Genomic DNA, 14777 nt, shown 5'->3' with positions numbered 1-14777 from the left:
ATGGATCAGCAGAAAATTGTAACAACTCAAAGCCAAAAAGTCAGATGAAACGATTGATTGCTCTGGTGCTTCTGCTTTCTGTTTTCGAACTAAAAGCACAGAAAGAACCGCTTTTTATCGAAGAATTCGCATTGACGGATCAAATCATTACGGGGTCGATAGACGGTAAATATCCGATCACGATGTATTTGAAATTCGAGGAGTATTCTCCGGAGAATTGGCTGAGTTATTCGGTTTCGGGCTGGTATTACTACAACAATGTCAAAAAGAAAATTCCATTGGTCGGAGTGTATTCCGGTCATTTGGTACTTTACTCGTTTGCAGATCCGGTACGTGCTGACAGCGTAAGACAAATGACTTATTCTATTGAAAATCCGTGGGAAGCTACTGATGGTTTTTCTAATCGCATGGGATTTACAGAAAAATTTAATGTTGATTACAGTAATTATGCATACAAAGGAACCTGGGAAAACGGGCAAAAGCAGTTGAATGTGGAGTTCAATACCAACCGGATCGACCTGGACAGGAAACTTGAGTTTTTGGTAATTCCGACGGGAAAAGGGGAATCCAAACGGATTGATCTGAGTCAGTTTACTTCTGCCGGTTATGGACATTCTGTTTTTGCTTCGAAATACGATGTCAATGGTTCGAAAATCATATTGAAATGCGAAGCCACTTCGACCTCCAACCCGAATGGAATGTGTGGCGGGGGATTGGAAATCGGGTTTGTGCTGCTACATTTTGATAACACGGGAACGCTTTTGGATTACCGCGAAGAGCAGGTTGAAAGTTGTTTGGGGAATCTTTGGTCGGAAAGTACTGAAGTGCCCGGAACGAATGGGAAAAAGATGATTTATCAAGTAACTGATTCGGAAAATAAGGTTCGAACAGTGACTATTGACGGAACAAACTTTTCAATTTTGATAAAGTAACAAATGGACAAGGAGAAAAAACGGTTTTTTGCCTTTTTAGGAGGGATTTTACTGCTTGCACTGGCAGGAATGGCTTCGCTGGCTTCTAACTCAGAAGATGCAGTTGAAGAACCGGCTAAAAAAGATTCCGTTGGAAAGCGTAAAGAAATTGAAGTAGAAAAACAGGAAGTATTCGACAGCATTCGCAGCCGACGGATTCCCTATGCTTTGTTTCGCCCGAAATTGAAAACGAAAGATCCGGATTCGATTCGTTTGGTGATTTTCAGTCATGGTTACGGCGCAAATTATCCGCGCAATTACCTGAATTATTCGTATTTAACGAAGCGTTTGGCCAGGGAAGGATTCTGGGTTTTGAGTATTCAGCATGAATTGGAGGGAGATTCGCTGCTTCCGCAATCGGGAATCATGCAGGTAGTTCGTATGCCTTTCTGGACGAGAGGGGAAGCGAATATTTTGTTTGTATTGAATCACTTTAAACAACAAAATCCGCAGCTCCGCATTTTATCGGTCGATCTGATTGGCCATTCCAATGGCGGAGATATGAGTGTTCTGACTGCAAAGGATCATCCGGATTTGATCCGGAAAGTCATTACGTTGGATAATCTGAGAATGCCGCTCCCGACATGTTCCAATCCACAAATTGCGAGTTTGCGGTCCATGGATAAAACAGCAGATGAGGGCGTGCTTCCTCCGGTTGAATTATGTGATAGTTTTGGAATCCGGGTGATTCAACTCAAAAACATCACGCATAACCAGATGAATGACGAAGGAACCCGGAAACAGAAAAAACAGATCAATAACTACATTCAAAAAATCCTGGAGAATCGCCTCTGAAAACCAGTCATCTTCTTTTGTGGATAAGTGTGCACTTATCCACAATGTACCCTGGTAACTATCTGTAAGTTAGCTCCACAAATAGCGTTTTTAATCTCTCAGTAAGTAATTATAACGCTGAATCGTATTTTCCAATCCCAGGTAAAGTGCATCTGAAATCAATGCATGGCCGATAGAAACTTCAGCCAGTTGAGGAATGTTTTGTTTGAAATAACGCAGATTTTCCTGGTTCAGATCATGTCCGGCATTCAACTCCAAACCAAGCTCCAAAGCTCTGTTTGCTGCAATCACAAAAGGTTCGATTGCTTGTTCCTTGTTTTCGGAGAAACCTTCAGCATACGGCCCGGTGTATAACTCAATGCGGTCGGTTCCGGTTTTGATCGCGTATTCGATGTTTTGAAGATCAGTGTCAACAAAGATGGAGGTTCGTACTCCCAAAGCTTTAATTCTTCGGATAATATCCTGTAAAACTTCCAGATGCTCTTTCGTGTCCCAGCCCGCATTACTTGTCAGAACGTGTGGCGGATCGGGAACAAGTGTAGCCTGCGCCGGACGAATAGCTTCGATCATTTGCATAAAACGTTCATCAGGATAACCTTCAATGTTGAATTCAGTTGTTACGACTTTAGACAAATCAACCACGTCCTTTCCGGTAATGTGCCGCTCATCTGGTCTGGGATGAACAGTAATTCCTGCAGCACCAAAACGCTCGCAGTCAATAGCTACCTGAACCACATTCGGAGTATTGCCTCCACGTGCATTTCGAATCGTCGCAATTTTATTAATGTTCACACTTAACTTGGTCATAAAAATCTCCTTCTTTTCGTTTGAGCCACGAAGATACAGAGGATTTGTTTTTAAAGGATGTTAAAGTTTTTGAAAGTATGATTTCAAGTTTTAAGTGATTCGCAGCCTGTTTTTAAGACATAAAATCGTATCATTGAATAATGAAAGTGATTCATTTTTGCCTGATTTTGATAGGAAGTACTTTGTTGAACGGGTGCTTTATATTTGCTCCTTCCCCTGAAAAAACAAATCGCGAATCGTTGAAAAAAGCGCCTTATGATGCGATCATTGTTCCGGGAGTTCCCTTTGAGGGGAAACATTGGAGTGAAGCGATGCAGATGCGTGTTCAATGGGCTAATTATCTGTACAAGAAAGGAATTACGAAGAATATTATTTATTCAGGTTCGGCGGTTTATACGGAATATGAGGAAGCGAAAATCATGGCTTTGTACGGCGAGGCGTTGGGAATTCCGAAAGAGCACATTTTTACGGATCCGAGAGCGGAACACAGTACGGAGAATGTATATTATTCCTACCAGGTAGCTAAAAAACAGGGATTCAAAAAGATTGCACTCGCTACGGATCCTTTTCAGCTGAACGGAATGCGGAAATTCATTAAGAAATTCGAGTTCCCGATCGACTTGCTGCCGATTATCAAAGACACACTTTTGAAGCAGGACTTGTCGGAGCCGCAAATTGATCCGAGTTCTGCCAAACGGGCAAATTTTGTTTCCATTGTAGACCGTCAATCCAAATGGCAGCGCTTGCGGGGAACATTCGGGCAGCACATTCGCTGGCAGGAAGAAGATTTAAAAACAAAGCATTTACGCAAGAAATATGCAGACAGGATAGAGAATTGAGAAGGAGTTTCGGATGGCAGATGATGTTTTTTGATTGAATGGATTTTGTATGTTCAAATGTTCAAATGTTCAAATGTTCAAATTGAACTTTTAAACTTTTTGAACTCCTTTGAGCCAGTTTGTTTATCGTCGAAAAAACTCCAAATCATCCGAACTCTGAGATAAATCAAAAAAGAACGAATTGAGATGGACATGGATGCAATAAAATGGGCAGCTTTATTTGGACTGGAATCAATTACGGTTCCGGCAAGAACACAATTGGTTCCGGAAGGTTCGATTGCCCGGAAGATGTATATTATTGAAAAAGGTGCTTTGCGGATTTGGCTGAACAAAGACGGGAACGAAATCACCAGCCAGTTTTTCTTTGAAGGCAAGTTGGTTGCTTCCCTGGAAAGTTTTCTGAGTCTTCAGCCTAGCAGTTTTTGTTTGGAAACCCTGGAAGAATGTAAATTGTATGTGCTGGATAAAATGACTTTTGATGAGTTGATGAAAAACGATCCGGACTTCAGGGAATGGTTTCAGGAATATATTCTCGACCGCTTTTTGTATTATTCCAAACATGTACTTTCATTTTTGCGGGATAAACCGGAAGAGCGCTACATCCACCTATTGAAAACCAATCCCGGATTGTTGAAACGTGTTCCGCAACAGGATCTGGCTACTTATATCGGAATTACTCCGGTTTCCCTGAGCCGCATCCGGAATAGGGTTGCCAGGATGAAAAAGTGAAAAGTTCTATGATTAACCGATTCCTTTTTTCGTGAAGGTGCAGAACTTTACAATTGTTAAGAGAGAAGTTCGGAGTAGCATCGACCTTTGCAGAAAAAGAGATGAAAGCAGCATTGATTTACAAATTGGGAAATACTCCCGTTTATTCAGATTACCCGAATCCCGTTCCTGCTAAGGAAGATCAGTTGATTTTGAACATGAAAGCCGCGTCCGTGAAAAACCTGGACAAAATGCGCGCAAGTGGAAAACATTATGCAAGTTATACCGAACTGCCGGCAGTTGTTGGAATGGATGGAGTAGGAACTTTGGAAGATGGAACTCTGGTTTACGCGCAAGGACTTTCCGGAATGCTGGCAGAACAGACTTTGATTACAAAAGGTCAGTATGTGGTTTTGCCGGAAGGGTTGGATGTCATACAGGCTGCTGCTTTGCCCAATGCGGTTATCGGAGCAGCAATGGCTTTGCGTTTCAGGGCAAAAATGCAAAAAGGAGCAGTTGTGTTGATCAATGGTGCAACCGGAGTTACCGGGCAATTGGCTGTGCAGCTGGCAAAACACGATGGAGCTTCCCGGATTATCGCAACCGGACGAAATGAGAAAATGTTGGAACAATTGAAACAGTTGGGCGCAGATGAGGTTATTTCTTTGTTGGATTCCGATGAACAAATTGTTTCGAAATTGAAAGCACTGCACCAGGAAACGCCGATTCATTGTGTGATCGATTATTTATGGGGAAAACCGGTTGAATTGATTATTTCGGCATTGAAAGGTGGTGGAATCAAGACTTTTACTCCGCAAGTAAAAATTGTTACAGTGGGAAGTATGGCGGGAGAAACAATTTCCCTGGATTCGGGAACCTTAAGAAGCTCTGCGATTGAATTGTTGGGCTCCGGATTGGGAAGTCTTTCCAAAGCAGATTTGCAGTCTTTTTTTACAGAAACGTTACCGGAAATATTTGAATTGGCTGCTGCCGGAGTGTTCCGGTTGGAAACGCAGGTACTACCCCTTTCCGAGATTGGAAAAGCATGGAATATGGAGCTGAACGGAGGTACGAGACTGGTCATTTCCGTGGATTAAATTTTCACAAAGTTTTCGGTAGTTATCTAGGTTTTTACTACTTTGGCACATATCATGACAGCAAGAGAAGTAATTACAGACGAGATTCCCCCTTTAATGCATACAGATTCAGGGGAGAAGGCATTAATTTGGATGGAAGAATTCAAAGTTTCCCATCTCCCGGTTCTGAAAAACGGCAATTTCGTGGGCTTAATTTCCGAAAGCGATATTTTGGATAAAAAAGACCTGGAATTGACTTTGGATGTGCTTTTCGATCATCTCCCGAGACCATATGTTTTGGAAAATGCGCATATCTACGAAGTGCTCGCAAAAATGGCAGAGCACCGTATTTCGGTATTACCGGTTTTAGATAACAATGAACAATACCTGGGATGCACAAGCGTACATCAGTTGATGACGCTGATTGCAAATACGGCCAGTATCAAGGAAGTAGGAGGAATTGTGGTTCTTGAAATGAACCGGGTGGATTATTCGTTGGCTCAGATTGCACAAATCGTGGAAAGCGAAAATGCGAAAATCCTCTCATCGTTCATTATGTCCTCATCAGATACAACGAAACTGGAAGTCACGTTGAAAATTTCGGAAGTGGATTTGTCGCGGATCATTCGCTCTTTTGAGCGTTACGATATGATTGTGAAAGCTAGTTTTCAGCGTTCAACGGATGAAGATGATATGCAGTTCAGGTACGATGCACTCATGAATTACCTAAATATCTGATATGCGAGTTGCGGTCTATTCAAAGAAAATCACCAAGGCAGATATCCCACTATTCAAACGATTTGCAGCTACCATCGAACGATTTGGCTGGAAGTTAGTCTTAGAGCAGGAATTAAAGAATCAATTGGTCAAAAAAGGCTTCATTTGCAGTGATGCGGATGTTTTCACCAAACACGAAGATTTCCATCACGGTATTGATATGGCATTCAGCATTGGCGGCGACGGAACCTTTTTGAAAACCGTTTCATATATCCGGAATTCAGATGTTCCGATTTTGGGAATCAATACCGGGAGACTTGGTTTTTTAGCGAATATCAGCGATGATTTGTTTGAAGAGGCTTTGGAACTGGTTCGCCAGAAACGATATGAATATCAGAAACGCTCATTGTTGCGGGTCGAAACCGAACGCGGTTTGTTTGGTGCGGATAATGTAGCGATGAATGAGGTTACGTTATTGAAAAAAGATACTTCTTCCATGATTACGGTCAATACGTTTCTGGATGATAAATATTTGAATGCCTATTGGGCAGACGGTTTAATCGTATCGACTCCGACAGGTTCTACGGCTTACAATCTGAGCTGTGGCGGACCGATCGTAACTCCGGGTTGCCAGGTGCATATTATTACCCCGATTGCTCCGCATAATTTGAATGTCCGGCCGGTGGTTGTGCCTGATAATATGCCAATTAAGCTCAGTGTTCAGGGAAGAGAACGCAATTACTTAATCTCTCTGGACGGCAATGCCAAAAGTATTCGTCAGAATGAAGAAGTTTTAATCAGAAAGGCAGAATATATGATTAATGTCATTAAATTAGAGGACACTAATTTCTTGGATACTATTCGCAACAAAATGTCGTGGGGTAAAGACCAGAGAAACTAACGTTTTAAGAATGAAATCAAAAAGAACATCACTTGCGGATATTGCCGAAAGTTTAAATGTTTCAAAATCTACTGTATCATTTGTATTGAATGGAAAAGGAAAACAATTCAATATCAGTGAAACGACTCAAAGGCTGATTCTTGAAAAAGCAAAGGAACTGAATTATGTTCCCAACTATTTTGCAAAAGGATTGAGAGAAGGTAAAACACAAACAATCGGTTTGGTGTTGGCTGATATTTCAAATCCGTTTTATTCCGAATTAAGTAAGGCAATTCAGGAATCGCTCTATGAAAAAGGATATAGTTTATTTATCGTTTCAACGAACGATGATGTAACGATGGAATTGAAATTGATCCGCGATCTGATTCTTCGTTCCGTTGACGCATTGATTATTGCTCCATGTAACGGAATTCCCGCTTTAAAACCGGTTTTGGATGAAACACCTATTCCGGTAGTTTGGGTTGACCGTATCGGGGATGAATTTGCCGATTTCGTAGGAGTTGATAATTACATGGAATCTTCCATGCTTATCAAACGATTTTCAAAAAAGCCGAAGAAAGTGGGTGTTTTGCACCCGAAACGTTCAGATGTCATGACGATTCAATTACGCATTGACGGATCAAAATCTGCCTGCGAAAAACAAGGAATTCCTTTCGAACTGGCAAGCCTGACGGAAAATGTAGATGAGAGCGTAGCAAGAGTGAAACAAATGATTGACGATGGTGTTGATTCGTTTGTGGCTTTGAATAATAAAGTAGCGCTTCATGCGATCAACGCGTTGAATATTCTGAAAGTAGATATTCCGAATAAAGTACGAATCATTTCATTTGATGACTCGGAAGCATTCTCCTATTTTGCTCCGCCGGTAACAGCTTTAAGTCAACCGGTAGGTGAGATCGGAAAAGAAACCGTAGAACGCCTGATGGATCGTTTAAAAGAGTCTACAGAGAACAGAAAACACCTGATGATGGAATGCTCGTTTATCGAGCGGAAATCGCACTAGAATAATTACAAATATCGAATGCCGGATTACGAATGGAAATAACCCGTTTGTAATCCGGTTTTTTTTGCGCTACTACCGGCAATATAAAAAATGATGTTTAAGCTTTAAGGTTCAATTAAAGTGAAAAGGCAAAAGTGAGAATTTGAACTCTTCAACCCACTGAACTGTCCTATAAGTAAAAAAGCCGCAGACAGACGCTACGACTTCACTTTGTATCGGCAATAGATGTGTTAGAATTTCTTCTGAAACAAATATATTCAAGGACTTAACGACTTCCAAATTAATTTACTAGTTCGTGTGAATTATTCGGCAGGCGTTAAATAAAGTACTATGAATGCTTAGAAATAACAGGTGAATGAAATACTATGGCTGGACTAACACGCGGTGTGTTTCAACGATAGTTTGTTGTTTATTCCATGCTTTCAATAAGTAAACTCCTTGAGAGAACGATGTAATCAGTTGGTTTTCAGGTAATTCATTATTGTTTAAAATAGTTGTAACCGGTTTTCCGTTCAGATCAAACAGCTGGTACATAACGGAATTATCTGAGAAATGAATCGTTACATTTCCTTCTTCGGAATACAAATCGGTTACCAGGTTCTTCGAATCGTCCGAACAACGGAAAGCAGAAATTAATTCACTGTAATCTTCTTTTCCATTCTGATCCACGGAAGTAATCCGGTAGTAAACCTGTTTATCGTAAATCGTCGGATCCGTAAAGTTGTATTCGATCGGAGTTTCTGAATTGCCACTTGCTTCTACCTGTTGCAATGGATAAAACAGTTGCCCGTCGAAGGTATATTCCAGTTCGTAATGATCCAGGCGTGTTTCCGTTTCGGATCTCCAGAAAAGATGATTGTTTTCTCCGTCGCAACTTGATTTGAAAGCGCTTAACTCAACGGGTAAAACCACGGTGGAAGGGCAGAAATATTGTTGATTGTTCAAACCTCCGGTTGCAGCGGTTGCTCCCCAGTAAATATTATTGTTTCCGCCAAAAACGCTGGTCACGAAATTGCCGTTACAGGTCAGACGCAAGTTTCCGTCAACATAAATCTGGAGATTAAGCGTTGCCGGATTCCAGGAAATTTTAATGGTATGAGGAACTCCGTCATCCAGGTTGGCTCCGGATGCAAAGGCAGGAGTGGGCCCGCAGTATGGAGCAGCTGGTCCAAGTAAGTTTCCATCTGTTTCTACTGCAATATGGTCAGCTGCAATATCAAAGACGTGTGCAGGATTGTCATTATCATAGGTATCAAACTCGATAACCAAAGAATTGGGAATTCCACCGGCGCCTAATTGACCACCTGCAGTTCCGCATGCTGCCGGATTCGGCTGGAAGGTAAATGTGGTTCCGTCTGCACCGTTGATATTGTTCCCGAAGTAATAATTCAATGAAAGATTAAAAGGCTGATTGAAATCGATCACTGTATTGTTCCAGGCACAACCCGTTTGATCATTTGTTTCCGGAGTCAGCTGAATACAGCTCTGCCCACCGATCATTTGATAACTTGCATTCCCGTTCAAACAGTAATTTCCAACGTTTGCAACCATTTTATAGGCCATGGTTACATTCGATGCCAAATCGTGAACACAATTGTATTTTGAAACCAAAATGCGGATTGATCCGGTGAAAGACGCCGTCCAGACAATGGATGCATTGGTCGAACAAACATCGTCCGAGTAAACAATTTCAGTGGTTCCGGCTGCATTCAGCAGCGTTAATTGTGTATCAATCCCGGAAGAAGAACCACCGGCACAAAATGTAAATTCGTATTGATTACATTGAGTTACGTTAACCGTATAATATCTTCCGTTCTGGGTTGCGATGGTTTGATAGGCAGCTGTCGGAGTTAACGCACCGGATGCAGTTCCTCCGTTGCACGCAAGTACTGAAATAGTCAGTAGGTTACTGAAAAACAGTAGCAAGTAAGATTTCGTCATAGTCTAAGTTTGAGCAAATATGCTAAAACGTTGTAGCAATTTCCAAATTTATTAACAAAAAATTTACTAAAAATTTAGCATTTGGAAACTTTGAATGAGCATTTGACAAAAAAAAGCACCCGTAATGACGGATGCTTCTGATTTTATGGATATAAATCCAATTAAAAACTTGGACTACTGATTGTTTTAAAGGTTCTGGTAACAACTTTTGAATCCTTCGGATACTTTACCGAATATCCCAAATCCAGTTTAACCGTTTCTCCCGGTTGAATGACAATCTGGTAAGTAACTTCTCCGGTAATGTCATTCTTCTTACCTGTTCCAATCGTCTCTACACTCACTGTAATTTCGCTGTTGCGAGACAATGGGATTTGGTCGAACACGTCGATTTTTACAGGAACCGTGCGATTGTTTCGTACCTGGATCTCATAGTAATACGTGTCTTTCTTCGTGCTTCCGGAAACTTTTTTCGTGCTCATTTCAGATTTCAACTTGCGAAGCACCTGGATTTTTGAGTCGCGCCCGAAAGATAAATGCAGTGTGTCTTCCACATTGTTGGTATTGATTTCACTTACACCTACGTAATTTCCTGCGAAATAAACATTCGTTGGTCCGGGAATCAGATCCAGATCCTGCCAGCCTACAATATTTGCCAAAAGGAATGAGCCCTGATCCAGTTTCGGAACGGAAACGTGGGTGAAGGTCGCAGGCATATTGATTTCCTTGATTTCAACGGTATATGGTTTTGCATCCGTAGGGCAGGAGAAAGGATGAGGAATAGCGAATTCGGCATTCAAATCCGAAATCTCGATTTGCTTCATGGCAACCGTGCTTACTTTCTTGCCTTCGTTCAAAAATTTCCCCGAAAGATCTACTCCGGGAGCTTCCTTTTGATCCAATACATAATTGTCATATGCCCGTTGATTCGCCATATTGATTTCATTCATGACTTCATTCCGGTATTCGGCATTTTTCTGAATGGGCTGCATATATCCTTTCTTGGTTTGTTCAATCTGATCTCCATATCTGAGGTAAAATGGATTTAAGATCGGGGACGCGGCACTCAACATCGGGTCTGAAGTACTTAAAGTCAGGTTGACATTTTTCCATTCGTTTCCGGTATTGTTGTAAACTTGTGCCTTGTATTTCAGATTAATCGGCTGATTCAGGTCGGTTGCAGACAAGTCATAGGTTGCAGCCCAACCACAATCGGAAACCAAATACCTCAAAACGCCTGAAATTTCAGAAGGAGCATCGGAATCGATCAATACGATTACCTGGTTGCTTCGTTGATTTTCAACGTAATTCAATTCGGTGAGCTTGAAACGGGCATCGTTGATCTTAATTGCCAAAACATCCTGCTCTTTGCGGATTTTTGTAACCGTTTTGTTGATCTCAAACGTGCGTGTGCGATAGTATTCTCCGGCTGCTTTTATCTGATCAATGGTCAGAGAAGTCGTTCCTTTTAAATCCTTATTGGTATTCATGATACCTATTTCGGCCTGGTACGCATTCATCAGATCGACGTTCATCTGGTGACGGTCTTTCAGCTGCTCCAACGAATCCGTCAGAATTTTAATGCGTGGATTCCACTGTTCGGCTGCCAGGAAATCCATCTCTGTGGAGAGAGAAACCAAACGGAAATTCCCCGATCCGGTGAATTGAATGGTTCTTGGGTCTGCGAATGCGGAAATTCCTGAAAATATGATTTTGTTTCTTCCTTTTGCAAGTTTTACAGGAGTTTCGTGGGTCATTTCTCCGGCAGTGAGAAAGAGTTTTACCCGTTTGATATCTGTTTTGAGCACTTGCTCACTGATATTCTGAGTGAAGCCGGCTATTGGGAGAAGGAGAAAAATGAGGTTTACAAATTGTCTTTTCATAGAATTGGGTTTACGTGTATTACAGCTAAATTAGACTTTCGTTCAAAATCCAAAAAGTTTTATTTATAACTTTTTGTGTTAAAATAAAAAATAATGTGAAATAAATATTTTTTTTCTAATTTTGCATTCTGAAAATAAAGATAAAATGAATCCGACGTTGTTAGAATCAGTAGCCAATGAATTTGGTACTCCGGTGTATGTGTATGATGAAGCAAAAATCATCTCTCAGTATAAGCGCCTGAAGCATGCTTTTGGTTCGCAGGAAGTGAAGTTACACTATGCCATGAAGGCATTGAGTAATGTGAATGTTCTGAAGACACTGAAGGATCAGGGAGCCAGTTTGGATGCTGTTTCCATCGAAGAAGTTTTACTTGGCTTGAAAGCCGGATTTAGCCCGGAGGAAATGATGTATACTCCAAACGGGGTTGCTTTTTCAGAAATTGAAGAAGCGGTTGCCCTCGGAGTTATGATTAATATTGATAACCTGAGTGTTTTGGAGCACTTCGGATCTGTTTATGGGGCGGATGTTCCTGTTTGTATCCGGATTAATCCGCACATTCTGGCGGGCGGGCATGCCAATATTTCTGTAGGTCATATTGATTCGAAATTCGGTATTTCGATCCACCAACTGAGACACATTCAACGCATTGTGGAGCATTACAAATTGCATATTGTAGGTTTACACATGCATACCGGAAGTGATATTGTGGATGCAGATGTGTTTTTGCAGGGAGCGGAATTGCTGTATCAGGCAGCAGGTTATTTTCCCGAATTGCAATTCATGGATTTCGGTTCCGGGTTCAAAGTGGCATACAAAGAAGGTGATTTCGTAACACCGATTGAAGAGATCGGTCAGAAAATAGGCGAGTCCTTTCAACATTTCTGCAAAGAATATGGAAGAGAACTCGAATTGTGGTTTGAACCGGGAAAATTCCTGGTAAGTGAGAGCGGTGTATTGCTGGTATCGGTAAATGTGGTGAAACAAACGACTTCCACCGTTTTCCTCGGAGTAAACAGCGGTCAAAATCACCTGATCCGTCCGATGTTCTATAACGCCTATCACCGCATTGAAAACATCTCCAACCCGGGAGGTCAGCAGAAGTTGTATTCGGTTGTCGGGTACATTTGCGAAACAGATACGTTTGCGTATGACCGGCCGATATCAGAAGCAAAAGTGGGAGATACGCTGGCGATTTACAATGCAGGAGCTTATGGTTTCAGTATGAGCAATCAATATAATTCCCGATTAAGACCTGCAGAAGTTTATATTCGTGAAGGAAAACCATTGCTGATCCGCAAAAGAGAAACCCTCGACGATATTATCCGCAATGAAATAGATTTATCAAAAAATTCATCCTACACTACCCTGGTGAATCAATGAGAAGGCATTGACTTTTCGTTAACCTGATTGATCAAGCCGGTACTTGACTGCCGGCTTTTTTATTTCTGTGGTGCTATGAGATCGAAGCTATAAACAATGTATTTATTTTATTTAACCACATAGAATCATAGTACACATAGTTTCTGTCCTGTTGAGTGTCCCGATGTTTCAGTCGGGATGTATCGAGACAAGGACATTGAAAACGGATTCAGCTAGTTCTTGATATTTCATTACTCGAACTTCATGAATAAATAATTGTCTGGAAGTTTTAGAATTGATTCCTCTTTTTTGCAATAATGATCAAATCCGTATCGGTTTCATTTTCCGAAATAACATAATCCTGTGTGCGGACGGACAACACTTCGAACCCCAAATTTTCAAGGGTTTGACTCAAAAAAGAACTTTCATAATAATGCATCATAACCTGTTCTCCATTACTTGAGGAACGCAAACGGGAATTTTCATAGACATCTTCCATCGTGCTGAGGTAAAGAATTCCTTCCTGATTGAGTACCTGGTGTACATGTTGAAGAAAACCGAGAACTTGTTCTTTGGAAAGATAGGGGAAGAGGAAGCCAACGATCACGGCGTCGAAAGATCGGTTCAAAGCATCCAGTTTCAGCGCATCATACACCTGGAAATGCGCATTTGGGTTATTCTTCTGAGCAAGGCTGATCATGTTTGGAGCCAAATCAACGCCAAGTAAATTCAAATCGGGACGTTTCTTAAGCAGGTAATGGCTGATGTTTCCGGGACCACATGCAACATCCAAAACCGTTGAATCCGGTTTGATTTGATTCAGAAACTTGTCCAGATCAGGTTGATAGGCATCGACTGAAAAGAAGCGCTGCTGATACGAATCGGCGAGTTTGTTGAACAGTTCTACTGCTTTTAAGTTTTCAGTATTCTCCATCGTTTAGAATTGTAAGATGCTAAAAATCTGTATGTTTTTTATTAAACACTCTGTTGGAATATGGTTAAATCTATTATTTTCTTTGATAATAGCAACCACTTTACCTTACTTTCGTCAGTAATAATAGAATTTGTAAAACAATTCATTACACTATGAGATTACTACTACTAGCGGCACTAGCTTCGGCTTTTGCTGCAACTGCTACTTATGCGCATACCAGATGTGCGCATCACACACCTGTGTATGGGTCAATATCTTCCGATACATTATCTTCCGATTCATTGCAAAAGCTTTATCAGCGCATTGACCTGCTTTCTGTTTTCGAACTGAATAAAATGAGGGAATCCTATATCTACAAGAACAGGACTCAACCATCGAATCAGAACAAGCAGATTTTGCTGTATGTGGAAGAACGATTAAAGCTTGCGAAATGAAAAAGCTGATCTGCCTCTTCGTGTTTGTTCTGATAAGTGTATCAGGATTTACACAGCCACCATGTGGTTCTAACCCAGCAGCAGGAAATACGTGTGCACAGGCAACACCTATTTGCGAGTTGAACGGTTATTGCGGAAACACATCGGCTTCGTATACGGTGAATACCTGGAGTTCTTCCTGTGGATTTTTCGGATTGTTCGATTGCGGATTAACAGGAGAATTCTGTGGTTCGATCGAAAACAATTCTTTTTTGAGTTTTGTGGCATCTTCGTCATCCATTTCTTTTGATGTGTGGGTTTACAATTCGACTCACGGAGACGGAATTCAAATCATGATTTTCTCTGCAAACAATTGTTCGGGAAATGTGACTTCTTACTATTGCAGCCAGTTAGCACCATCTGCTTCTTCTC

The 14777-nt window shown here is 41.2% G+C and carries 14 protein-coding genes and 1 pseudogene; 11 read left to right on the top strand and 4 right to left on the bottom strand.

Translation table 11 applies throughout. The features are described from left to right. Positions 1-932 (top strand): annotated as a pseudogene (locus Q1V93_RS06385) (hypothetical protein); the annotation flags it as partial. A 3-nt stretch (positions 933-935) separates the two neighbouring features. Then, on the top strand, positions 936-1766 hold the full coding sequence (locus tag Q1V93_RS06380) for an alpha/beta hydrolase (RefSeq protein ID WP_300662926.1): 831 nt from the start codon (positions 936-938) through the stop codon (positions 1764-1766). A 90-nt stretch (positions 1767-1856) separates the two neighbouring features. Here Q1V93_RS06380 and Q1V93_RS06375 read toward each other — a convergent pair whose 3' ends face one another. Further along, positions 1857-2573 (bottom strand): pyridoxine 5'-phosphate synthase, encoded by a 717-nt coding sequence (locus tag Q1V93_RS06375; RefSeq protein ID WP_300662924.1) that lies wholly within the window; start codon positions 2571-2573, stop codon positions 1857-1859. A 140-nt stretch (positions 2574-2713) separates the two neighbouring features. Here Q1V93_RS06375 and Q1V93_RS06370 point away from each other — a divergent pair, with 140 nt between their 5' ends. The 6 genes from Q1V93_RS06370 to Q1V93_RS06345 all read left to right on the top strand — a co-directional run bounded on the left by Q1V93_RS06370 (position 2714) and on the right by Q1V93_RS06345 (position 7817). Beyond that, positions 2714-3412 carry a YdcF family protein gene (locus tag Q1V93_RS06370; RefSeq protein WP_300662923.1) on the top strand — a complete coding sequence of 233 codons (699 nt, stop codon included), beginning with the start codon at positions 2714-2716 and terminating at the stop codon, positions 3410-3412. Positions 3413-3604: 192 nt separating this feature from the next. After that, positions 3605-4141 carry a Crp/Fnr family transcriptional regulator gene (locus tag Q1V93_RS06365; RefSeq protein WP_300662920.1) on the top strand — a complete coding sequence of 179 codons (537 nt, stop codon included), beginning with the start codon at positions 3605-3607 and terminating at the stop codon, positions 4139-4141. Positions 4142-4194: 53 nt separating this feature from the next. Beyond that, the gene (locus tag Q1V93_RS06360) at positions 4195-5217 is read left to right on the top strand and encodes a zinc-binding alcohol dehydrogenase family protein (protein ID WP_367183774.1); all 1023 of its coding nucleotides are present in this window, start codon (positions 4195-4197) and stop codon (positions 5215-5217) included. A 54-nt stretch (positions 5218-5271) separates the two neighbouring features. After that, entirely contained in the window at positions 5272-5934 is a 663-nt protein-coding gene (locus Q1V93_RS06355) for a CBS domain-containing protein (protein WP_300662918.1), read from the top strand. A gap of 1 nt (position 5935) precedes the next feature. Further along, positions 5936-6814 (top strand): NAD kinase, encoded by an 879-nt coding sequence (locus Q1V93_RS06350; protein ID WP_300662917.1) that lies wholly within the window; start codon positions 5936-5938, stop codon positions 6812-6814. Between the two features lie 10 nt (positions 6815-6824). After that, positions 6825-7817, top strand: a complete 993-nt coding sequence (locus Q1V93_RS06345) for a LacI family DNA-binding transcriptional regulator (RefSeq protein ID WP_300662916.1) — start codon at positions 6825-6827, stop codon at positions 7815-7817. 363 nt (positions 7818-8180) lie between these two features. On the opposite strand, the gene Q1V93_RS06340 is transcribed toward Q1V93_RS06345, so the two are convergent. Next, positions 8181-9758 (bottom strand): hypothetical protein, encoded by a 1578-nt coding sequence (locus tag Q1V93_RS06340; RefSeq protein ID WP_300662914.1) that lies wholly within the window; start codon positions 9756-9758, stop codon positions 8181-8183. Positions 9759-9919: 161 nt separating this feature from the next. Next, on the bottom strand, positions 9920-11638 hold the full coding sequence (locus tag Q1V93_RS06335; RefSeq protein WP_300662912.1) for a DUF4139 domain-containing protein: 1719 nt from the start codon (positions 11636-11638) through the stop codon (positions 9920-9922). A gap of 145 nt (positions 11639-11783) precedes the next feature. On the opposite strand from Q1V93_RS06335, the gene lysA reads away from it, so the two are divergent. Beyond that, positions 11784-13019 carry a diaminopimelate decarboxylase gene (gene lysA / locus Q1V93_RS06330; protein WP_300662910.1) on the top strand — a complete coding sequence of 412 codons (1236 nt, stop codon included), beginning with the start codon at positions 11784-11786 and terminating at the stop codon, positions 13017-13019. A 268-nt stretch (positions 13020-13287) separates the two neighbouring features. Here lysA and Q1V93_RS06325 read toward each other — a convergent pair whose 3' ends face one another. Continuing rightward, positions 13288-13932: a class I SAM-dependent methyltransferase gene (locus tag Q1V93_RS06325; RefSeq protein ID WP_300662908.1), complete on the bottom strand. Its 645-nt coding sequence runs from the start codon at positions 13930-13932 to the stop codon at positions 13288-13290. A 152-nt stretch (positions 13933-14084) separates the two neighbouring features. Here Q1V93_RS06325 and Q1V93_RS06320 point away from each other — a divergent pair, with 152 nt between their 5' ends. Further along, positions 14085-14366, top strand: a complete 282-nt coding sequence (locus Q1V93_RS06320; RefSeq protein ID WP_300662906.1) for a hypothetical protein — start codon at positions 14085-14087, stop codon at positions 14364-14366. Beyond that, positions 14363-14777 (top strand): hypothetical protein (locus Q1V93_RS06315; protein ID WP_300662904.1); only part of this gene is annotated, 415 nt, incomplete at its 3' end. The genes Q1V93_RS06320 and Q1V93_RS06315, both read left to right, overlap by 4 nt.

Source organism: Fluviicola sp., assembly GCF_030151805.1.
In the GTDB taxonomy this organism is placed as follows: domain Bacteria; phylum Bacteroidota; class Bacteroidia; order Flavobacteriales_D; family Crocinitomicaceae; genus Fluviicola.
This window is presented reverse-complemented; position numbering and strand designations above follow the sequence as displayed.

What these genes read in the sequence shown, in the direction of transcription:
- Q1V93_RS06380 (WP_300662926.1), top strand. Translation starts at nt 936, where the DNA reads ATGGACAAGGAGAAAAAACGGTTTTTTGCCTTTTTAGGAGGGATTTTA.
- Q1V93_RS06375 (WP_300662924.1), bottom strand. Translation starts at nt 2,573, where the DNA reads ATGACCAAGTTAAGTGTGAACATTAATAAAATTGCGACGATTCGAAAT.
- Q1V93_RS06370 (WP_300662923.1), top strand. Translation starts at nt 2,714, where the DNA reads ATGAAAGTGATTCATTTTTGCCTGATTTTGATAGGAAGTACTTTGTTG.
- Q1V93_RS06365 (WP_300662920.1), top strand. Translation starts at nt 3,605, where the DNA reads ATGGATGCAATAAAATGGGCAGCTTTATTTGGACTGGAATCAATTACG.
- Q1V93_RS06355 (WP_300662918.1), top strand. Translation starts at nt 5,272, where the DNA reads ATGACAGCAAGAGAAGTAATTACAGACGAGATTCCCCCTTTAATGCAT.
- Q1V93_RS06350 (WP_300662917.1), top strand. Translation starts at nt 5,936, where the DNA reads ATGCGAGTTGCGGTCTATTCAAAGAAAATCACCAAGGCAGATATCCCA.
- Q1V93_RS06345 (WP_300662916.1), top strand. Translation starts at nt 6,825, where the DNA reads ATGAAATCAAAAAGAACATCACTTGCGGATATTGCCGAAAGTTTAAAT.
- Q1V93_RS06340 (WP_300662914.1), bottom strand. Translation starts at nt 9,758, where the DNA reads ATGACGAAATCTTACTTGCTACTGTTTTTCAGTAACCTACTGACTATT.
- Q1V93_RS06335 (WP_300662912.1), bottom strand. Translation starts at nt 11,638, where the DNA reads ATGAAAAGACAATTTGTAAACCTCATTTTTCTCCTTCTCCCAATAGCC.
- lysA (WP_300662910.1), top strand. Translation starts at nt 11,784, where the DNA reads ATGAATCCGACGTTGTTAGAATCAGTAGCCAATGAATTTGGTACTCCG.
- Q1V93_RS06325 (WP_300662908.1), bottom strand. Translation starts at nt 13,932, where the DNA reads ATGGAGAATACTGAAAACTTAAAAGCAGTAGAACTGTTCAACAAACTC.
- Q1V93_RS06320 (WP_300662906.1), top strand. Translation starts at nt 14,085, where the DNA reads ATGAGATTACTACTACTAGCGGCACTAGCTTCGGCTTTTGCTGCAACT.